The organism is Bacillus sp. N5-665 (genome assembly GCF_022637375.2).
Classification (GTDB): domain Bacteria; phylum Bacillota; class Bacilli; order Bacillales; family Bacillaceae_G; genus Bacillus_A; species Bacillus_A wiedmannii.
Map to the genome: position 1 here is coordinate 4,061,707 of NZ_CP093325.1, position 19,811 is coordinate 4,081,517.

Annotated in this window: 25 protein-coding genes; 2 read left to right on the forward strand and 23 right to left on the reverse strand. The window is 36.2% G+C overall.

From position 1 onward, the window contains the following. Positions 1-187 precede the first annotated feature (187 nt). The 15 genes from ndk to MNO09_RS23435 all read right to left on the reverse strand — a co-directional run bounded on the left by ndk (position 188) and on the right by MNO09_RS23435 (position 12,220). Entirely contained in the window at positions 188-634 is a 447-nt protein-coding gene (gene ndk / locus MNO09_RS23365; RefSeq protein WP_000415885.1) for a nucleoside-diphosphate kinase, read from the reverse strand. A 124-nt stretch (positions 635-758) separates the two neighbouring features. Beyond that, positions 759-1,721, reverse strand: a complete 963-nt coding sequence (gene hepT / locus MNO09_RS23370; protein ID WP_000776073.1) for a heptaprenyl diphosphate synthase component II — start codon at positions 1,719-1,721, stop codon at positions 759-761. A 39-nt stretch (positions 1,722-1,760) separates the two neighbouring features. After that, complete coding sequence (gene menG, locus MNO09_RS23375; protein ID WP_001187666.1) at positions 1,761-2,474, reverse strand: 2-heptaprenyl-1,4-naphthoquinone methyltransferase; 714 nt, start codon at positions 2,472-2,474, stop codon at positions 1,761-1,763. Between the two features lie 29 nt (positions 2,475-2,503). Then, positions 2,504-3,253: a heptaprenyl diphosphate synthase component 1 gene (locus MNO09_RS23380; protein WP_002096763.1), complete on the reverse strand. Its 750-nt coding sequence runs from the start codon at positions 3,251-3,253 to the stop codon at positions 2,504-2,506. Positions 3,254-3,465: 212 nt separating this feature from the next. After that, positions 3,466-4,035, reverse strand: a complete 570-nt coding sequence (gene folE / locus MNO09_RS23385; protein WP_001151478.1) for a GTP cyclohydrolase I FolE — start codon at positions 4,033-4,035, stop codon at positions 3,466-3,468. Positions 4,036-4,155: 120 nt separating this feature from the next. Beyond that, positions 4,156-4,428, reverse strand: a complete 273-nt coding sequence (gene hbs, locus MNO09_RS23390; RefSeq protein ID WP_001043860.1) for a non-specific DNA-binding protein Hbs — start codon at positions 4,426-4,428, stop codon at positions 4,156-4,158. Between the two features lie 299 nt (positions 4,429-4,727). After that, positions 4,728-6,206, reverse strand: coding sequence for a stage IV sporulation protein A (gene spoIVA, locus MNO09_RS23395; protein WP_000416519.1), 1,479 nt, complete (start codon positions 6,204-6,206; stop codon positions 4,728-4,730). A gap of 242 nt (positions 6,207-6,448) precedes the next feature. Continuing rightward, a complete protein-coding gene (locus MNO09_RS23400) occupies positions 6,449-7,162 on the reverse strand; it encodes a YphF family lipoprotein (protein WP_000755483.1) in 714 nt (237 codons plus the stop codon). A gap of 64 nt (positions 7,163-7,226) precedes the next feature. After that, a complete protein-coding gene (locus MNO09_RS23405) occupies positions 7,227-7,430 on the reverse strand; it encodes a DUF2768 domain-containing protein (RefSeq protein WP_001288995.1) in 204 nt (67 codons plus the stop codon). A gap of 267 nt (positions 7,431-7,697) precedes the next feature. Beyond that, positions 7,698-7,949, reverse strand: a complete 252-nt coding sequence (locus MNO09_RS23410) for a stage VI sporulation protein F (RefSeq protein ID WP_000369753.1) — start codon at positions 7,947-7,949, stop codon at positions 7,698-7,700. Between the two features lie 115 nt (positions 7,950-8,064). Then, positions 8,065-9,087 carry an NAD(P)H-dependent glycerol-3-phosphate dehydrogenase gene (locus MNO09_RS23415; protein ID WP_000161770.1) on the reverse strand — a complete coding sequence of 341 codons (1,023 nt, stop codon included), beginning with the start codon at positions 9,085-9,087 and terminating at the stop codon, positions 8,065-8,067. A gap of 18 nt (positions 9,088-9,105) precedes the next feature. After that, positions 9,106-10,416 carry a ribosome biogenesis GTPase Der gene (gene der / locus MNO09_RS23420; protein WP_001125888.1) on the reverse strand — a complete coding sequence of 437 codons (1,311 nt, stop codon included), beginning with the start codon at positions 10,414-10,416 and terminating at the stop codon, positions 9,106-9,108. A gap of 124 nt (positions 10,417-10,540) precedes the next feature. After that, positions 10,541-10,726 carry a capping complex subunit for YIEGIA gene (locus tag MNO09_RS23425; RefSeq protein ID WP_000979052.1) on the reverse strand — a complete coding sequence of 62 codons (186 nt, stop codon included), beginning with the start codon at positions 10,724-10,726 and terminating at the stop codon, positions 10,541-10,543. Then, a complete protein-coding gene (locus MNO09_RS23430; RefSeq protein ID WP_000575283.1) occupies positions 10,723-11,616 on the reverse strand; it encodes a YIEGIA family protein in 894 nt (297 codons plus the stop codon). Before MNO09_RS23430 ends, MNO09_RS23425 begins: the two co-directional genes overlap by 4 nt. Next, positions 11,609-12,220, reverse strand: coding sequence for a YphA family membrane protein (locus MNO09_RS23435; RefSeq protein WP_000399216.1), 612 nt, complete (start codon positions 12,218-12,220; stop codon positions 11,609-11,611). The genes MNO09_RS23430 and MNO09_RS23435 overlap by 8 nt, the downstream gene beginning before the upstream one ends. A gap of 116 nt (positions 12,221-12,336) precedes the next feature. Here MNO09_RS23435 and MNO09_RS23440 point away from each other — a divergent pair, with 116 nt between their 5' ends. Continuing rightward, positions 12,337-12,471, forward strand: coding sequence for a YpzI family protein (locus MNO09_RS23440; RefSeq protein WP_000513900.1), 135 nt, complete (start codon positions 12,337-12,339; stop codon positions 12,469-12,471). A gap of 331 nt (positions 12,472-12,802) precedes the next feature. Here MNO09_RS23440 and MNO09_RS23445 read toward each other — a convergent pair whose 3' ends face one another. From MNO09_RS23445 to MNO09_RS23460, 4 genes are all read right to left on the reverse strand, one after another. After that, the gene (locus MNO09_RS23445; protein ID WP_000251028.1) at positions 12,803-13,852 is read right to left on the reverse strand and encodes a type 2 isopentenyl-diphosphate Delta-isomerase; all 1,050 of its coding nucleotides are present in this window, start codon (positions 13,850-13,852) and stop codon (positions 12,803-12,805) included. A 12-nt stretch (positions 13,853-13,864) separates the two neighbouring features. Beyond that, complete coding sequence (rpsA, locus tag MNO09_RS23450) at positions 13,865-15,013, reverse strand: 30S ribosomal protein S1 (RefSeq protein ID WP_000229549.1); 1,149 nt, start codon at positions 15,011-15,013, stop codon at positions 13,865-13,867. 333 nt (positions 15,014-15,346) lie between these two features. Next, the gene (cmk, locus tag MNO09_RS23455; RefSeq protein WP_000361267.1) at positions 15,347-16,024 is read right to left on the reverse strand and encodes a (d)CMP kinase; all 678 of its coding nucleotides are present in this window, start codon (positions 16,022-16,024) and stop codon (positions 15,347-15,349) included. A 128-nt stretch (positions 16,025-16,152) separates the two neighbouring features. After that, positions 16,153-16,326, reverse strand: a complete 174-nt coding sequence (locus MNO09_RS23460) for a YpfB family protein (RefSeq protein WP_000738044.1) — start codon at positions 16,324-16,326, stop codon at positions 16,153-16,155. Between the two features lie 180 nt (positions 16,327-16,506). Here MNO09_RS23460 and ansA point away from each other — a divergent pair, with 180 nt between their 5' ends. Continuing rightward, positions 16,507-17,481: an asparaginase gene (ansA, locus tag MNO09_RS23465; protein WP_081339349.1), complete on the forward strand. Its 975-nt coding sequence runs from the start codon at positions 16,507-16,509 to the stop codon at positions 17,479-17,481. 36 nt (positions 17,482-17,517) lie between these two features. On the opposite strand, the gene MNO09_RS23470 is transcribed toward ansA, so the two are convergent. From MNO09_RS23470 to MNO09_RS23485, 4 genes are all read right to left on the reverse strand, one after another. Next, positions 17,518-18,498: a YpdA family putative bacillithiol disulfide reductase gene (locus MNO09_RS23470; protein ID WP_001168481.1), complete on the reverse strand. Its 981-nt coding sequence runs from the start codon at positions 18,496-18,498 to the stop codon at positions 17,518-17,520. 109 nt (positions 18,499-18,607) lie between these two features. Beyond that, the gene (locus tag MNO09_RS23475) at positions 18,608-19,138 is read right to left on the reverse strand and encodes a peptidoglycan recognition protein family protein (RefSeq protein WP_001240648.1); all 531 of its coding nucleotides are present in this window, start codon (positions 19,136-19,138) and stop codon (positions 18,608-18,610) included. Positions 19,139-19,217: 79 nt separating this feature from the next. Next, positions 19,218-19,454, reverse strand: a complete 237-nt coding sequence (locus MNO09_RS23480; protein WP_088106976.1) for a DUF3961 domain-containing protein — start codon at positions 19,452-19,454, stop codon at positions 19,218-19,220. Between the two features lie 94 nt (positions 19,455-19,548). Beyond that, a complete protein-coding gene (locus tag MNO09_RS23485; RefSeq protein ID WP_088057694.1) occupies positions 19,549-19,758 on the reverse strand; it encodes a hypothetical protein in 210 nt (69 codons plus the stop codon). Positions 19,759-19,811 lie beyond the last annotated feature (53 nt).

The following is a 19,811-nucleotide window of genomic DNA, read 5'->3' on the forward strand; positions in this document are numbered from 1 at the left end:
TTATATATTTGATCAGCCATTCGCTTATTCTCCGATAGGCCTTTTACTTTACATATCAATATATCATAACAGCTCTAACTTCGTAACTAATTGAAATAAAAAAAGTGCAAGAAGAATACCCCTATTCTCCTTGCACTTTCTACTATTATCACAGTGATTAAAGCGTTTACAAATTATTTCAAAATAATTAGTAAATCCATTCATTCATTAATTTTGAGTAGTCAACTAATTCTTCTTCCTTAAAGAAAATAGCAATCTCGCGCTCTGCACTTTCTAACGAATCAGAACCATGGATAATGTTTTTCGCAACAGTTACACCGAAATCTCCACGAATTGTTCCAGGAGCTGCTTCATGTGGTCTTGTTTTACCCATCATGTTACGAGCTGTATCTACTACACCTTCACCTTGCCATACCATTGCGAATACAGGGCCAGATGTAATAAAGTCTACTAATTCACCAAAGAAAGGTTTCTCTGTGTGCTCAGCATAGTGTTGTCCAGCAATTTCCGGAGTGACTTGCATTAATTTTGCACCAACTAATTGAAAGCCTTTTTTCTCAAAACGAGCTACGATTTCCCCAATGAAGGCACGTTGTACACCGTCTGGTTTTACCATTAGAAATGTTTTTTCCATAAAAAATCTCTCCACTTCTGAATTATGTATGTAATTGTATATCCCCACACACATATTAACACCCTTATCACAATTGCGCAATAGTTTTGAAATAGAGAGATTATTTTATTTTTTAGAAAAAACACTAAAATTTTCGTTTCCCAATATACTTTGCTACATTTTGTAATGCATACTTCGCTTGTCCACGCGGAAGTGGTTTTATGATTTCTAATGCTTTATGTAAATAACGTTCACTAAACGCAAATGCTTGATCAATAGCGTCACTATTTTTTACAGCCTCAATAATTTCTTTCATTTCGTCCGCTGTTGTATTTTCATGTACAGATATGATTTTCTTACGAAGGGTCGGATCTTCCATAGCGTATAGGGCAGGAAGCGTAATATTCCCTTGTAGTAAATCTCCACCAGCAGGTTTTCCAAGCTTCTCTTCTGTGGAAACGAAGTCTAAAATATCATCAATAATTTGATACGACATTCCTACAAAATACCCATACCAAAATAGTCGATTTACCGTATCACGATTAGCGCCAGCAGCAATTGCTCCTAGTTGACAACTCGCAGCAATTAATAATGCTGTTTTTCGCTTTATTCTTCTTAAATACGTTCGTAAATTTTGGTCATAATTGTACTTATCTTTAATTTGTTCAATTTCACCTTTACAGACTTCTAAAATGGTATGCGATAGCGCCTGATGCGCCTCTGGAATTTCGATATTTGTTATACATTCAAGAGACTTAGCGAACAAATAATCCCCTGTATACATTGCAATACGATCTCCCCATTTCGCATTCACAGTTGCACTACCACGTCGTAAAAATGCAGCATCAATAACATCATCGTGAACAAGAGAAGCCATATGAATAAGTTCTAACGCAACAGCTACATGTTTAATTGCATCTAACTTATAATCTCCAAATTTTCCCGCAAGCAACACAAATACAGGACGAATTCGCTTCCCACCAGCTTCAATAAGTTGTAATGCTGCCTCTTCTACCAATGGCTGTTCAGAAGCAACTGTCTTTTTTAATTCTTTTTCTATCACATTAATATCCGATCGTAAAAAAGAGTACATAAGTTGTAACTTCATATTGTTCACCTTAACCTAAAACTTCTTTTTTCTTTTTTTCTATTTTGATTCTGGTTTCATACCTAAATGCATCGCTGCTACCCCAAAAGTAAACGGCTTCACTTGTACATGTTCAAGTCCAGCTTTTTCAAACATATGAGCCAATTCTTTCATACCCGGGAATGTACTAGCAGATTCTTGCAGCCATGAATATTCTTTAAAACTTTTCGCAAATAACTTTCCAAATAACGGCATGATATATTTAAAGTATAAAATATAACCTTGTCGAAAACCAATCATTGTTGGTTGAGATGTTTCTAAACAAATTACTTTTCCACCTGGTTTTACTACACGCGTCATTTCTTTTAATACGTGCATATAATCCGGTACGTTACGTAAACCAAATCCAATCGTTACATAATCAAATGTGTTATCTTCAAATGGAAGTTCCATTGCATTCCCGTGTAAAAGTTCTACTTGTTTTAATTGTAACGCCTCTACCTTTTGCTTACCGACAGATAACATATTTTCACTGAAGTCTAAACCAACAACCTTGCCCTGTTCACCTACCGCTCCAGCTAGCGCAATTGTCCAGTCCGCTGTCCCGCAGCATACATCAAGAGCTTTGCTACCTGGTTTTACATCCATAATGCGCATCGTCTCTTTACGCCACGCTTTATGTCTTTGAAAACTAATGACAGAATTCATCACATCGTATTTATCAGAGATTTTCTCAAATACATCATGTACTCTTTCTTCTTTTGATTGTTGCATGCTCGTACCTTCTTCCAATGTAAAATTGCTTATGTCTTCGATTTATCTCTTAATACAGAGTTTATTTCGCTTATATCTGTGTGGTTTTCCAAATATTGATTTTCTTTCTTTCTGAGTTCCATCATCCATCCATGAATAACTGTTTCTACCTCCGCTTTATCCTTCATAATCCCTTGAACTGCTTGAAAAACAGGTGAATGTTGTTTATCAGCGTGCAGTTCACATTCTTTTTGAAGACGGTTTTTTCCTAGTACATACGTTATAAATGGCTTCCAATGCGATACATGAAAATGATCACATGTTTTTTGCAAGAGTGCAGACTCAATCGTTACTACACTTTCCATTATGTCATCCATCGTTTCATGCGCTTTTTGATATAACATTATTTTGTGTTCATTAATTTCTTTAATTCCTTCAGCAAGCGCGCGAATTAAAACAATATCACGATTCATAGACAATAAGTAATAATATAACCCACTATAGTAATCACCAGCAAGTACTGTTAACTGGCGACGTTTATGCGATTCAACCGCTTCTTCCCCTGCTTTATTTGATACTCTTTCATGTGTATCAAGCGCAATTTGCACAAGCATAATCGTTACTACATAATGCTCAATTTGTTCTATATGTAAATTTTCACTTTTTAAAGCACCATATAACAATGCTATTTTTTCTTCATCAATAAATGGTTCTTCAATATAGTTTATAAAATAAGGATGGCGTAATTTCTCCATCAATTTCTCTCTTATACCCGCATACCCTCCGTAGATGTCACACACAAAAATCACCCTTGTTTTCTAATTCATAAAACTTATTATAACACATACATTCTATTTTCTATAACCAAAACTTGGCTACTCTTTCCAAACTTCCACCGAACTAAATAACATCTTCCATTCTTTTTAGTAGTCTTTCTATTCTCACTCTGCCTTGCTAAAACTATATCATTTATTTACATAAAAAAAAAAGAAAAGCAGTTTCCTACTTTTCTTTACTTTGTTTTAATAAAAGATAAAATTTCACTACGTGCTGCTGCATCATTTTCTAACACACCACGTACTGCTGTTGTTACAGTTTTCGCGCCCGGCTTTTTCACACCACGCATCGTCATGCACATATGTTCCGCTTCTACTACTACCATTACACCATGCGGCTCTAGTACTTCCATAATAGAGTTCGCTACTGTTGATGTAATACGTTCTTGCAGTTGTGGACGACGTGCAATTGTATCTACAGTTCGAGCTAATTTACTTAACCCTGTCACTTTTCCGCCTTGCGGAATATATGCAACGTGAGCAACTCCATAGAATGGAACTAAATGATGCTCACACATCGAATAAAACGGTATATCTTTTACTAGTACAAGCTCCTCGTGATCTTCTCCGAACACTTTATGCAAATGTTCTTTCGGATCTTCATGCATACCCGCGAACACTTCTGCGTACATTTTTGCCACACGCTTTGGTGTATCAAGTACTCCCTCACGATTTGGGTCATCTCCGATTGCCTCTAAAATAAGGCGTACTGCATGTTCAATTTGTTCTAAATTAACTTTTGCCATCCGCTAGCCCTCCCGAAAACCTAAAAGTGATACGAACACATTCTAGCATATTTATGTTTTTAAAAGCAAAAAGAAGAGTTCCCAAAAAGGAAACTCTTCTTCCCTGTTAATATGTAAGGATTATTTAACCGCATCTTTTAACGCTTTACCAGGTTTGAATGCAGGTACTTTACTTGCAGCGATTTCAATCTCCTCACCTGTTTGTGGGTTACGACCTTTACGAGCCGCACGCTCACGAACTTCGAAGTTACCGAATCCGATCAGTTGTACTTTATCACCTTGTTTTAAAGCTTCTAAGATAGAATCAAAAACAGCGTCTACTGCTTTTGTTGCGTCCTTTTTAGAAAGGGAACTTGCTTCTGCAACAGCATTGATTAAATCTGTCTTGTTCATGCCATTCACCTCCTCCCAAAGATAAGACTGTATAATGATCATAAAATGAGTCTTACTTTCATTTGTAGGCAATTTTTACAAATTCTATACTACAAAGATGTAGATAAATCATTATCAACGCCTATATTATACGATTCTCCTTTATAATTCAATATTTTTAAGGAAATTGTTACTCTTAAAATGTGAAAATCTGATGAAACTTGACAATTTACAACAATATATTAGATAATGACTGTTTATTTTGCTATTCTATACGCGAAAATCAAAAAAATCCCTCTACGATGAGAGGGATTTTTTTCTTATAATATAATCGCAATTAATCCGCCAGATCCTTCATTAATAATTCTTTCTAGCGTTTCTTTTAATTTATATCTCGCATTTTCTGGCATTAAAGATAGTTTCGCTTGAATGCCTTCTCGAACAATAGAGCTAAGTGAACGTCCGAATATATCAGAATTCCAAATTGATAATGGGTCATCTTCAAAATCCTGCATTAAATAACGAACTAATTCTTCACTTTGCTTTTCAGTACCAATGATTGGCTCAAACGTTGACTCCACATCTACTTTAATCATATGAATAGACGGAGCTACAGCTTTTAATTTCACACCAAACCTTGAACCGTGACGAATAATTTCTGGCTCATCTAAGCTCATGTCAGCTAACGCAGGCGCTGCTACACCATATCCGGTTTGCTTTACCATACGCAGGGCATCCGCCACTTGATCGTATTCTATTTTCGCATGAGATAAATCGAGCATAAGCTTTAATAAATGATCTTTCCCTCGAATTTCTACTCCTACTACTTCTTTTAAAATTTGATCATATAATTCATCTGGTGCATATAAATCAATCTCTGCTACACCTTGCCCCATATCAATGCCAGCTAGGCTCGCTCGATCAATAAATTCATACTGACTAAACTGCCAAACGACACGGTCCACATCACGAAGACGTTTTATATCCTTCACAGTCTCTTGAACAGCTTCTTGATAACTTTGGCGTAACCAATGCCCTTCATTTAACACCATCACCCAGCTCGGAAGGTTAACATTCACTTCTAAAACCGGGAACTCAAATAAAGCCTCTCGAAGCACATTGTACACATCTGTTTCCCTTAAACTTTCTACACTCATCGCAATGACTGGGATATCATATTCTTCAGATAAACTTTGGCGCAATTGCTCTGTATCTGGATGATACGGCTGTACAGTGTTGATGATCATAATGAAAGGTTTTCCGACTTCTTTTAACTCATTTACTACGCGTTCTTCTGCTTCTATATAATCTCTTCTTGGAATTTCACCAATCGTTCCATCTGTTGTAATTACAACACCAATTGTGGAATGTTCTTGAATTACTTTACGTGTTCCGATTTCTGCAGCTTCATGGAATGGAATAGGTTCTTCATACCAAGGAGTATTAATCATGCGCGGGCCATTCTCATCTTCATAGCCTTTTGCTCCTGGAACCGTATATCCAACGCAATCTACCAATCGAATATTCACTTCAAGACCTTCATCTACTTCGATAGAAACCGCTTGGTTTGGAACAAACTTCGGTTCCGTCGTCATGATTGTACGACCAGCAGCACTTTGAGGCAGTTCATCCTGCGCCCTTTGACGGTCAGACTCATTCTCAATATTAGGAATAACTACAAGTTCCATAAATTTTTTAATGAATGTTGATTTCCCTGTTCGAACAGCTCCTACAACTCCAAAATAAATATCACCGCCTGTGCGTTCCGCAATATCTTTAAAAATATCTACCTTTTCCAAGTGATTCCCTCCCTCAATATTTTTGGGAATAATTCCACATTTATAGTCAACTAATACCTTCTCTAACGTTGCCTATAATATCTGATATAATATAATGGTATTCTAGAAGTTCGGACAATATATCATATAATTTTGTCCAATTTCATATGACTATTAAAAAATACCTTTTGTTTGCATCGCAAGTTGTGTAACATAAAAAACCTTTCTTCTAGAACTTATTCACTAAAAGAAAGGTTCATGACTTATGATTTTAAAAAAATTGGTTCTCCATTCTTTACCGTATACGGTAAAGAATACGCAGGTACAAATGGAGAATCTTTCGAAAGTATATTCCGAATATCTTCCCCCTCCTTAAATTGCCCTTCATTTTTTTTCAACGCTTCATATAAGTCGATTCGATAATCAACATAAATTTCTCCCTTTTCATTGATTACAAAAGGAAGCCCTTTACCAGAATACGGACTTGTCACTTGCGGCACATCTTTATATCCTAATTTTTTGAAATCTAATTCATACACACCATCTGAAATTACCTTTTTAAAAGGCGGATATTGATGTTCATCCCGATACATCCTAAGCTTTAATGATAATTCCTGAATTTGTTCAGCCATCCTAACATCAATTAACTTTACTGTCGGGTTTGTTTCAACGTCTATTAATACGTATTGGTATACTCCTCCGCTTTCATACGCATTTCCTGGCGCTTCTTGTATGTAACGCGGAGCAATCTTTTGAAAATCGATTGGATACTTTTGATAAATAGGCGTACTCATATCCCGCGTCTTAATTGGCAATATCCCCTCATTTTGCTCCTTAAATGTCACTACAGCTTTTTGAACAACCTGTACCTGATCTTCATAAGGAACGGCATTTTGTTTCATATTTTCTTTCGGATACAGACATCCTGTTAAAAGGCTCATACAACAAAATATTAAAATAATATGGACTTTTTTCACTAGCAATCACCTTTTCATACTAATATAACTTGCTCCGTATGTAGCATTTTCGAGACCATTCCATTTACTGCTGTACAGGTCCACTAAATACAACAAGAAAAATAACAATTCCTGACACAATCATAAGGGTGTACGCTACTAACGCTGTAATCCCTTTCAAAAATTTATTCTTTATTTTGTATCTACTTAGTAAAATAAAACTTACTGCAAAAAACATAAATCCAATTGCTCCTAAAGCAAACCACATTTTTATGAGCCCTTCTGACATATACACACCCCTTTTTATTAATCTATTTTTATACTATTTTAACAAATTAAAATCTTTAAACAAATACAAAAAGAACATTTTACTACAAATTACGAATATATAACTTTAATCAACAGGTTTTTTTCGCATCTTCCACTAATCTAAATAAAAATAAAACCGAAGCGAGTGTATCTCTCGCTTCGGTTGACCAAATATGCCCAAAACAGCTCTATTCCCATACTTTCATGGCTATCATATGCAATCTACAAACTCTTTGTTTCTTATATTTTATTTTTTAAACATTTTGCTTAACGAGCCAAAATCAGCGGGCATATTATTGTTAATGATCGCTTTTACAATTTGATCCTCTTGTTCTTTCGGCACTTCACGTCCTGCCATAAGAGCCACTTGATGAATCAATTGACGAAGCACAGTCTCATCACGTAAATTCGCATTCTGTACAGATGATGCTAATTTAAAAATATCTTCTTTATTCACTTTCGCTTCTTTTTCAATGTTATTAAAAATGTTATTATCCATTCTTTTCACCCTCTCCTCAAGTTACTCTTCATCCTATGCAAAATTAAAAAAATGGTGAAAAGACCCATAAAAATAAAAAGCGACAGAAGTACAAATGTACTTCTGTCGCTTTTCTTTAAAGTAAGTCAGGTATAGCTTCCACTTCATGTTTTCGAACACGTCCCATTAATGAGCCTACTGCATCTTTCACATTATTCCCATTGAACAGCACGTCATATAAAGCAGCTGTAATCGGCATTTCAACTTCCATTTTCTCTGCTAATTCGTGAGCAGCTTTCGTTGTTCTTACACCTTCTACAACCATACCCATGCTTTCTAACACCTCTTCTAAAGAGTGTCCTTTTCCAAGCATATTTCCAGCGCGCCAATTTCGGCTATGAACACTTGTACAAGTTACAATTAAGTCTCCCATACCAGTTAGACCAGCAAACGTTAACGGATTTCCGCCCATTTTTCTTCCTAAACGAGCAATCTCCGTTAAACCACGTGTCATTAATGCCGCTTTCGCATTATCACCTAATCCAAGTCCATCAGTTATCCCAGCAGCTAATGCGATAATATTTTTTAACGCACCACCAAGCTCAACCCCAACAATATCCGGATTTGTGTATACACGGAAGTAACTATTCATAAACAAATCTTGTACTTCCTCAGCAGCTTCCATACGCTTTGCTGCAGACGTAACCGTCGTCTCTTGACGTAAACCGACTTCTTCAGCATGACTCGGTCCAGACAGTACAACAACGTCTTTAATCAAGCCCTCTGGAATTTCTTCCTCAATCACTTCCGAAATACGTTTTGACGTACCAGGTTCAATCCCTTTACTTGCATGAATCCAAGTAGTCGGACCCGCTACATATTTCTTCATATCTTGTAATACCTCTCTATACGCTTTCGTTGGTACTACAAGAAGTACTACATTTACATCTACTAATGCTTCTTCTAAAGAAGAGTAGGCTGCGATTGTGCTTGGCAATGTAATTCCTGGAAGGTATCGACTATTCTCATGTTTTGTATTAATCTCATCCATAAGTTCAGAACGATTTCCCCAAATACGTACATCATGTCCATTGTCAGCTAATACCATCGCTAACGCTGTTCCCCAGCTACCTGCTCCAACTACTGTGATTTTTGTCATAAAATCACATCCTCTCCATTAGTCTCTTGCTCTAGCGATAATGTGAATCGGCGTTCCTACAAAACCGAACGCTTCACGTAAACGATTCTTTAAGAAGCGCTCATATGAAAAGTGCATTAATTCTGTATCGTTTACAAATATAACAAATGTTGGTGGTTTTACCGCAACCTGTGTCGCATAGAAGATTTTCAGACGGCTACCATTATGAGTTGGTGTTGGATTCATCGCTACCGCATCCATAATTACATCATTTAATACGTTCGTTTGAATACGGATACTATGGCTTTCATTTACTTCATTAATAACTGGTAATAATGTTTGTGTACGTTTTTTCGTTTTCGCAGATAAGAATACAATCGGTGCGTACTCTAAAAATTGGAAATGAGCACGGATGTTTTCTTCAAATGCTTTCATTGTTTTTTCATCTTTTTTCACTGCATCCCATTTGTTTACGACGATAATAACAGCACGTCCTGAATCATGAGCATATCCAGCAATTTTTTTATCCTGTTCAATAATTCCTTCTTCTCCGTCTAAAACGACTAAAACAACGTCAGAACGTTCAATCGCTCTAAGCGCACGAAGTACACTATACTTTTCTGTGCTTTCGTATACTTTCCCTTTTTTACGCATACCAGCTGTATCGATGATTACATAATCTTGACCATCTTTACTATATGGTGTATCAACAGCATCACGTGTCGTTCCCGCTATATTACTTACAATTACACGTTCTTGACCAAGAAGTGCATTTACAAGTGATGATTTCCCTACATTTGGACGTCCAATTAAAGAGAAACGGATTGTTTCATCATCATACGCTTCTTCTTCAATCTTTGGAAAATGATTTGCAGCTTCATCTAACAAATCACCAAGCCCTAAACCGTGTGTACCTGAAATCGGGAATGGCTCGCCAAATCCTAATGCATAAAAATCATAAATATCACTACGCATTTCTGGATTATCAACCTTATTTACCGCAAGTACAATTGGTTTTTTAGAACGATATAAAATTTTAGCAACTTCTTCATCTGCTGCAGTTACACCATCGCGACCATTCGTCATAAAAATGATAACATCTGCTTCATCAATCGCTACTTCCGCTTGTTGACGAATTTGTGTCAAGAACGGCTCGTCTCCAATATCAATTCCACCTGTATCAATAATGTTAAATTCATGATTTAACCATTCTCCCGCACTATAAATACGGTCTCGTGTTATACCTGGTATATCTTCTACGATTGAAACTCTTTCTCCAACAATTCTATTGAAAATAGTAGATTTTCCTACGTTCGGGCGGCCTACTATTGCTATTACTGGTTTCGGCATATACTTTCATCCTTTCAACTTGCTTCTGTTTATTATGTAAAAAACCCTTCTTTGTGCAAGAAGGGATTTGCATTCCAGAATATTTCTCAGCGTATCAAAACACCTCACATTATACCACACGTTACTAATGTTTCACAATAATATATACATTCTCTTGTAAGCGATGCGCAATACCATCTAAAATTGCCTCTAAATTATTTGCAACAAATTCTAACTCATCTGTCGATTCACAAGTAAACAAAGGGGCACCACCAGCAAATTTCTCCGGCGTTGTTGTAATAACCGCGAGAATCACACTTTCTAACATCATCTTTTATCTCCCCTTCCTTTCGGGGCTTCCGATGACATATGAACAGCACTTTCTAACGTCGGCACATTCCCTATGACACCTATCGCTTTCTCTGCATCTTGATCTTGTGGCAAGACAAAAATCCCAACCCTACCATCTTCTAAATCACGCTTTGCCAACGGCACAAGCGCTGGCGTACCAGAATCTCTATAAATCCCTAAGGCAACAGAAACATCATGTAAAATAGCTTGTCGTTGTCCTAAGTTTGAGATTGTCACCATCGCATCAATTGTTTTCGGCCTTAAAATAAAGCCCATTCCATATTTCATAATTTCCTCTTGCCTTGCTGGCAATCCAATATTCATAATGTAAATGTTATCAATATACAGCCCCGCTCCTTCAAAACGAAGTGGAACATGCTCGATATCAACAAGATCATGTAACCTTCTGCCAGACATTAATTTTTTCGCGATAATAAATGCGATTATAGCCATAATTACTCCAGCAATCCACGAATGGAATCCTATATACGCAAACGTCGTTGCAAACGACGTTAACATCGCCAAATAGTTTCGACTTTCAAAAACTAACGCAATCCCTTCAATATATGTATTTCCACGCGGTACGAGCTCATATCCATCTAATTGTTGAAGGGTATTTCTTTCCATATTACGCACATCACGAAACTGTGTTGCTGCTAATGTAAGAAATGTAATAGCAGAAAAATCTTTTTTCAAAATTGACGGAATCGCAATCGCTCCTAAAGCCGCTGCAATTAACCCCATCGCAACGTGAATAATTTTTCCGTGGAGCCTCGTCGGATATTGACGCGTATCTGTCCGGAGCATTAGCACTCTCGTTACTGTCCCCGCTATTACTCCGCATAAAATGGCCGGTGTATATTCAATCATGTATTACCCTCGCCTTTCTTTTACGTGCTTTCCTCTTGAACTGTTCCATGTATACTGATGCTTTTGCAATCCAAAACAAAATTGCCATGAAAAATGTAGCAACGGCGACGATATCAAAAAACGCTAAACTTCCGTAATCATAAGGGAAATGTAGTTTTCGAAAAATAAGTGTCACTAACAATTCCCCCTGTAACATTCCTATATAAAGAGAACATAATCGCAATATGCGATCCTCATGCAATAAAACCGATGCATACACAAGAGCACCACTTAACAAAAACAACCTGTCCACCACAATCCAAATCGGATCATATACTTCTAACAAATGAAAACTTGTATATAACATTGCAATAATAAGTGCCGAAAGTAAGCTATATAATTTTTTCCAAATAGAATATAGTGCGATTCCTATAAAAGCAACAATACAAAGCAAAAGTGCATTTACTGATACCGTGAATGAAGCAATCGTTACATGTAACGGAGAGCAAATAATAAAAATCAATATACAAACGCTTATCTTCCAGCGCATAGAGTCCTTTTTCATAAAAAAAGTTACAACGATCCACCCTATCCAAGCTAAAAAATAAAAAGTACTCCCTTCCATCATTTCACCTCCTATGTTTTCCATTATGGGAACTTTTTATGAAAATTAATCCACTTTCTTCGCGCATAGTTTTTTCATATAACAGCAACACTTTTAATAAGGAGGTGCTATTCATTATGGGTAAAGATCGTCAAGAACGAAAACTAAGAGAATCACGACGCGTTGAATCTGATCGTGACCAATCACTACAATATCCGGGTGCAACTGGACTGGATACACCAGAGCAAGCCCGAAAACAAAATCAGCACTAATGAACACAAAAAGACGGTTTCGATATTGTACGAAACCGTCTTTTACATAATTATTTTAATGATTTTTACTTATATCAAAATAACATTTAACATCCGAATTTTTCTATGGTTTATTTTTATCTCCACCTATTTTTTCCTTTGCGAAATTAAACCCTCCCCAATAATTCAGTAGCAAACTATCTACATTTTCCAGCCTCTTTTTCAGTCGCAACTTGCACAAGATAGTGTTTATATAGGAATAATTTTATTTTGATAGAATATTAATTCCATTCCTCACCTTATATTACTAAAACGAACAAAAAACAAAAAAATCAACCAAACGGTTGATTTTTTATCTTCTACTATAATGCGTCGTATCAATACCACGCTGCGTTAACCAATGATACGTTTCGCCCTTTACAACAAGAGGTACAGCCTGTAACTCTTCTATCGTCTTTGCACCAAGAGCTGTCATAATAAATTTCAAATCTGTATGTAAAAGATCAATTTCATCCACTAACTTCTCGATACCATCTTGCATTAAAATACGTAAAAAATATCCAGCAAACGCAGTTGTATTCGCCCCTAATGCGATTGCTTTCGCTACATCAAGCGCTGTTTGTATACCCCCAGATGCAATAAAAGAGAGGTTATTATTTGTAGAGGTTGCTTCAATAATCGAGGTTGCTGTTTGTATGCCCCAGTTATTAAAATAAGAAAGCATTCGCTGTCTTCTTTCATTTTCAACAGCAGCAAAATTTGTACCACCTTGTCCACCAATATCAATTGCCGTTACACCTATGCTCGCTAACTGTTGTACGGTTTCCTTACTCATCCCAAATCCAACTTCTTTCACAATGACAGGAACTTTACTATTTAATACAATTTTCTCAATGCGCTGAAGTACACCAGTAAAGTCACGGTCTCCTTCTGGCATCGTTAACTCTTGTATGACGTTTAAATGAATTTGCAATGCATTCGCTTCAATCATATCAACGGCACGCTCTGCTTTTTCGATAGTTGCCTCACTACCTAAATTAGCAAAGAAAACACCATTCGGGTTTACCTTTCTGATAATCTTATAAGAAGCTGCCTCACTTTCATCTTTTAACGCCGCCATTTGCGACCCTACAGCCATAGCAAGATTATGATGTTTCGCTACATATGCTAATTGCTCATTAATATGTAACGTTCTCTCTCCCCCACCACCAGTCATCGCATTGATAAAAATCGGCGAACTTAGTGAAAGTTCGCCGATTTTTGTTTCACATGTTATTGTGTCATAACTTGAATTTGGCAATCCTTGATGCACAAAATCAATATCATGAAAGCCATGCGTACGAGACTGACCAGTAGAAAGAGCGTATTCAATATGATCTAATTTACGTTTTGCCCTTACCACTTGTACCCCTCTTTATTTCTTTAATTTTTTCAGTTGTTCACCAATAATATCACTTAATTGGAAAGTAGCAGAATCAGCATTTGGTTCATACTGACTGTAATCCTCAATTACATTATTTTCCTCAAGCGTTTCTTTTATACTTAAAGAAATACGTTTCTCTGCAACATGGACTTCAAGCACTTTCACTTTTACTTCTTGTCCCATTTCCAATACTTCATTTGGATTTTTCACGTGACGATTTGCAATTTGAGATACATGCACAAGACCTTCAACGCCAGGTAAAATTTCAACGAATGCACCGAATGTAACAAGACGTTTTACTACTCCCTCACGAATATCTCCAGCTTTTATTTCGCCAGCAACATTCTCCCAAGGTCCTGGCTGAGCTGCTTTAATTGATAAAGAAATACGTTGTGTATCAGCATCAACAGATAATACCTTTACCTTTACCTTTTGACCTTGCTCTAATACTTCAGAAGGTTGCTCTACACGTTCGTGTGAAATTTGTGAAATATGAACTAAACCGTCCACACCACCAACGTTAACGAAAGCACCAAAATCCGTTAATCGTTGCACTGTTCCTTCAACAACGTCTCCTTCTTTTAATGAAGAAATCGCTTCTTTTTTCTTAGAATCTAGTTCTAATTCTACTACTGCTTTATGCGAAAGGATTACACGATTTTTTTCGCGGTCTAATTCAACAATTTTCACGGCTAATGTTTTGCCTTTATAGTCAGTAAAATCTTCTACATAATGTACTTCTACAAGTGAAGCTGGGATAAAACCACGAACACCAAGGTCCACAACTAATCCACCATTCACGATATCTTTTACAGTAACATCAAACACATGACCAGAAGTAAATTTCTCTTGTAATTCTACCCATGCTTTTTCTGCATCAACAGCACGTTTAGATAAGACAAGATCATCTTCTTCTAATTTAATAATTTTCAATTCTAGTATTTGATCTAATTCTACAACATCGCTTGCTTTTTCAATATGAACGTTAGCTAATTCACTAATTGGAATTACGCCATCTGTTTTGTATCCAACATTTACAAGCACTTGTTTCTCTTCAACTTTCGTTACAGAACCTGTAACAACGTCACCAACTTGTAATTCTTTTGAATCCATAACTTCTTCATTCATTTTCTCTACCATGGAAATACCTCCCTACAGAATTGACAAAGCATTTTTATGTATATACGAAATGAAAACATATGTTTTCATTTGCATGTTTAAGAATTTATCATCACATACTCAGTTTTCATACATTTCACTAAAAAATATATTAAACCTATATAAATAGTATACAGCAAAATCATCTTGAAGAAAGTATGTTTTGAAATATAATAGCGAATATATTCTGAAAGTTTTATCCTTCTTTTACTAACTTCTTACAAATCCGATCATTTGTCAAGGAAAGAGACTCACAATTCACGCATCCTTTACATTTCTATATAAACAAAAAAAGAAAGAGGTTATCCCCTTTCTTTATTTCGCAAACACTCCTGAAACAATACTCATAATTTTTTGGACAACTTCTTCAATTGATAAAGAAGTTGTATCTAATTCCAATGCATCATCAGCTTTCTTTAGAGGAGAAACTTCGCGTTCTGAATCTAATTTATCACGCTGAGCAATTTCTTTTTTTAACTGCTCTAAATTAGAATCGAAACCTTTATTTATATTTTCTAAATGTCTTCTTTCTGCTCTTTCTTCAACAGAAGCAAGCATAAAGATCTTCACTTCAGCATCTGGTAACACATGTGTACCAATATCACGGCCATCCATTACAACGCCGCCTTTTTCCGCTAACTCTTGTTGACGACGTACCATTTCTTCACGAACAAGGCGATGTTTCGCCACAATAGATACTCGATTCGTCACCTCAGGTGTACGAATTACTTCAGAAACATCTTGTCCATTTAAAAATACAAGTTGTGTATTTTCTCCTTGCTGAAACTCAATATTTACATTCTTTACAACTTCCATTAACTTCTCTTCATTTTCAATGTCCACTTTTCGTTCAAGGGCTGCATATGTAATCGTGCGGTACATTGCGCCTGTATCAATATAAACGTAAGAAAGTTTCTTTGCCACAACTTTTGCAACCGTACTTTTTCCAGCAGCTGCTGGACCATCTATAGCAATTGAAATTCGTTTATCCATTGTAACACCTCATTTTTTCACTTATAAAACAAAACGAAAAGCAGGTATTCTCCTGCTTCTTCTCATTTGCTTCACGTCATTAAATCCTCAATTATTGTAGCATAATCCTTCATAGAAGAAAATGAAAACTACCTATTCACCTGTAAGATTTCTGCTTTGTTTTTTACCATGACACCTTCATAATAAACAATTTTAGATAAATATTTCACTGATGACTTATGTATAAATAACAATTGCACAACAGAAAGACAAATGAATTGTATTATTAATATACGAATAAAAATTTTCTCCATCTTTTTCAATGTAATTGCTCCCTCCTATCCTATATTTACACATTTCGTTTCGTGATTTTATACATCGTATATATAGCAGCTAACTTTATTGTCATTTTCGAGGCATACTTTTATACATTTCCATTGTCGAATTTACTCAAAACATGTTATGTTCTAAATGTATTTTTCAACTTGAAAGGGGTATAAACATTGAAAAGAATCCTAGTTTTACACACAGGTGGAACAATTGCAATGGAGGAAGATAAAGAAACTGGGGTCGTACAACCAGGTGAAAAAAATCCTCTTTTAAAATTTATTCCTGATTTAGAAGGCGATGTTGATTTAATCGTTGAAGATGTGTTCCATCTACCATCTCCTCATATGACACCGAGCGAGATGTTACAATTACAAGTCATCATTGATGAAAGAGTAAAACAAGACAACATTCATGGCGTAGTCATTACGCATGGTACGGATACATTAGAAGAAACAGCCTATTTCTTAGATTTAACAGTGCACGCAACTATTCCAATCGTTGTAACAGGTGCAATGCGTTCTAGTAATGAATTAGGTGCTGATGGTCTATATAACTTCTTATCGGCTGTAAAAGTAGCTAGCTGTAGTGAAGCTGCTGAAAAAGGTGTTCTAGTCGTATTAAACGACGAAATTCATTGCGCTACAAATGTAACGAAAACACATACAAGTAACGTGGCAACATTCCAGAGTCCACAGTATGGACCAATTGGTATGGTAACAAAGCGGGGCGTTGTATTCCATCACGCTTTAGTACATCATGAAACATATTCAGTAAATAAGGTTTCTAAAAACGTAGTCGTTCTAAAAGCATACGCTGGTATGGACGATACATTGTTAGCAGCAATTGAAAACCTTCCAGTAGACGGGATTGTTATTGAAGCACTTGGACAAGGTAATTTACCTCCAAGAACACTTCCTAGTCTAGAACGATTAATCAACAAAGGAATTCCTGTCGTATTAGTTTCTCGCTGTTTCAACGGCATCGTGCAAGATGTATATTCATATGAAGGTGGCGGCAAACAATTAAAAGATATGGGTATTGTCTTCACATACGGTTTAAACGCTCAAAAAGCACGTATTAAATTATTAGTTGCATTAGAGAATACAAATTCTCATGAAACAATCCAAAATATGTTTATGCACAATTAAAAAGAAGCTGTCGAAGTTTATTTCGACAGCTTCTTTTTATATTTCCCTTGACGCAATGGTTTGCGCAATCGCATCCCCATGAAATCGACCGTTCTCAATAAATATTTCATTCGCATTATTTCCAGCAGCAATTACACCTGCAATGAAAATATGTTCAGCGTTCGTTTCCATTGTATCCTCTGCATAAATCGGACGTCCTGTTTCTTCATCAATCCGAACACCCATCTTCGTTAAGAAACTATGATCAGGATGGTAACCAGTCATCGCAAATACAAAATCATTTTGGATTGTATATGCCTCATCATCGACTGTAAACGTTAATGTATGTTCAGTAATTTCTTTCACGTGAGCCCTGAAATGCATTTGAATTGTGCCACTTCGTACTAACGCCTCAAACTCCGGCAAAATCCACGGCTTAATGCTTGGTGAATACTCACTTCCACGATATAAAACCGTTACACGTGCACCGGTTTTAACAAGTTCTAACGCAGCATCTATACTCGAGTTTTTCCCACCTATAACTACTACATCTCGATCAAAATAAGGATGTCCCTCTTTAAAATAGTGAGCTACTTTCTTCAGTTCCTCGCCGGGAACATTCATATAATTTGGATTGTCATAATATCCAGTTGCTACAACAACATATTTCGCTATATATATTTCTGTACTTCCGTCACCCTTTGTTGTCTCAACATGAAAAACTTCTCCATCTTTTTGTACTTTCTCCACTCGCTCAAAAGCATTTACACGTACAGATTTACGTTTTACTACTTCCCGATAATACGCAAGCGCTTGATTTCGAACTGGCTTACGATTTTCTGTAATAAAAGCTACATCACCAATTTCTAATTTTTCACTAGAAGAGAAAAATGTTTGATGAGTTGGATAATTATAAATCGCATTTACAATGTTTCCTTTTTCAATTACTAACGGATTTATCCCTACCTTTTGCAACGAAATTGCTGCTGCTAATCCGCACGGACCGCCTCCAATTATGATAGCTGTTTCTTTCTGCATACTCAGCTCACTCCTAGTCTTTTACCAATACGCTATTTATAAAAACAAGAAAAAACCTACTTACAGCAGTAGGCACCTATCTTTATTGTATTCATTTTTCATATATTTGTCATCTAAACGAAACGTACATCCGATAGACATCTGCTAAAAACTGCTGAAATTTAATACCTTGTTTCCCTAATACATTTTCAGGATCAATCTTTCTAGCTGGGTCAAGTGTTTTATGTGATACGATATCTTTCTTCGGATTCAAGCCGAAGTTTTGACATAAATACGCATGATACCACGTAAAACGGGTATATGCTTCCCAAAAGTTAACATCACCGCCATAACAAAGTTCCACTCCAATGGCAGCCTTATTAGCATCATAACCATATAAGTCATTATCTGTCGGCACACCATATCGAACGTGATAGGCAACTTCATTTATAGGAACTATTTCCAATATTGTTTTATCATCTATAAATGTATGTGCCGAAGCTTTCGGTTGTATTTCATTAAAATAATCCCGATTCCCTATCGCATTGCTACCAGGGTTCCCCGTATCATGACTTACAATAAACCTTACTTTAGAAAGAGGAATTCCCGGTCGTGAACTTCCATACCCAATATAGTTACGCTCTATAGGAAACATCGCCATTACTACCAACTCCCACTTCAGAAGATTACCTTACTTCTTTATATATGTATTCGGTAGCAATGTCCTTATCGCATATTTCTTACGCGAAGAGAAAATCGAAAATATTTGATGTGAATACCATAAATAATAAAATACTTACAGCAACTCCATAAAAACCGTAAAACCAAACACAATCTTCTTTCGTATCTAAACCGAAAAATTTATTTACAGATTGTAATAATGTGCCGCACTTACTTTGTTTGTTTCTTAATACTTCCACTCGTTCTACAACATCTGCTGGCATCATAAATCTTTGGTCTACTGTCATTTTCATCATTTATCTCTCCTTAAAATCATTTCCGTTTTGTTTATCTAAGGAAAGTATAGCACGTTTGTTCGTGCAGAACAAGCGTTCTTTTTTTGTTTTTATTTTATTTTTCAACAATCCAAGTAAGAATTGAGATTACAAAAGCGATAATCGGCCCTACTACAACTGCGCCAAATATTAAAAACAGTAGTCCTTCTCCGAACATCCGAACGTTACTTGTTTTTCGGGCTTCCATCGTTCTTGAGAGTTCTCCCTCTAACCTCTTAACCTTTTCTTCTAATTGTTCTACTCGTTCCATCATTTCATTTTCCATATACAACACCTCACACTAATACTTCAACAAAAAAACGTGATTCCCTCGAAAGG

Coding starts and splice junctions, on each gene's coding strand:
- ndk (WP_000415885.1), bottom strand. CDS start 634: ATGGAAAAAACATTTCTAATGGTAAAACCAGACGGTGTACAACGTGCC.
- hepT (WP_000776073.1), bottom strand. CDS start 1,721: ATGAAGTTACAACTTATGTACTCTTTTTTACGATCGGATATTAATGTG.
- menG (WP_001187666.1), bottom strand. CDS start 2,474: ATGCAACAATCAAAAGAAGAAAGAGTACATGATGTATTTGAGAAAATC.
- folE (WP_001151478.1), bottom strand. CDS start 4,035: ATGGCAAAAGTTAATTTAGAACAAATTGAACATGCAGTACGCCTTATT.
- hbs (WP_001043860.1), bottom strand. CDS start 4,428: ATGAACAAGACAGATTTAATCAATGCTGTTGCAGAAGCAAGTTCCCTT.
- MNO09_RS23405 (WP_001288995.1), bottom strand. CDS start 7,430: ATGTCAGAAGGGCTCATAAAAATGTGGTTTGCTTTAGGAGCAATTGGA.
- MNO09_RS23410 (WP_000369753.1), bottom strand. CDS start 7,949: ATGGATAATAACATTTTTAATAACATTGAAAAAGAAGCGAAAGTGAAT.
- MNO09_RS23415 (WP_000161770.1), bottom strand. CDS start 9,087: ATGACAAAAATCACAGTAGTTGGAGCAGGTAGCTGGGGAACAGCGTTA.
- der (WP_001125888.1), bottom strand. CDS start 10,416: ATGCCGAAACCAGTAATAGCAATAGTAGGCCGCCCGAACGTAGGAAAA.
- MNO09_RS23425 (WP_000979052.1), bottom strand. CDS start 10,726: ATGATGTTAGAAAGTGTGATTCTCGCGGTTATTACAACAACGCCGGAG.
- MNO09_RS23430 (WP_000575283.1), bottom strand. CDS start 11,616: ATGATTGAATATACACCGGCCATTTTATGCGGAGTAATAGCGGGGACA.
- MNO09_RS23435 (WP_000399216.1), bottom strand. CDS start 12,220: ATGGAAGGGAGTACTTTTTATTTTTTAGCTTGGATAGGGTGGATCGTT.
- MNO09_RS23440 (WP_000513900.1), top strand. CDS start 12,337: ATGGGTAAAGATCGTCAAGAACGAAAACTAAGAGAATCACGACGCGTT.
- rpsA (WP_000229549.1), bottom strand. CDS start 15,013: ATGGTAGAGAAAATGAATGAAGAAGTTATGGATTCAAAAGAATTACAA.
- cmk (WP_000361267.1), bottom strand. CDS start 16,024: ATGGATAAACGAATTTCAATTGCTATAGATGGTCCAGCAGCTGCTGGA.
- MNO09_RS23470 (WP_001168481.1), bottom strand. CDS start 18,498: ATGCAGAAAGAAACAGCTATCATAATTGGAGGCGGTCCGTGCGGATTA.
- MNO09_RS23475 (WP_001240648.1), bottom strand. CDS start 19,138: ATGGCGATGTTTCCTATAGAGCGTAACTATATTGGGTATGGAAGTTCA.
- MNO09_RS23480 (WP_088106976.1), bottom strand. CDS start 19,454: ATGATGAAAATGACAGTAGACCAAAGATTTATGATGCCAGCAGATGTT.
- MNO09_RS23485 (WP_088057694.1), bottom strand. CDS start 19,758: ATGGAAAATGAAATGATGGAACGAGTAGAACAATTAGAAGAAAAGGTT.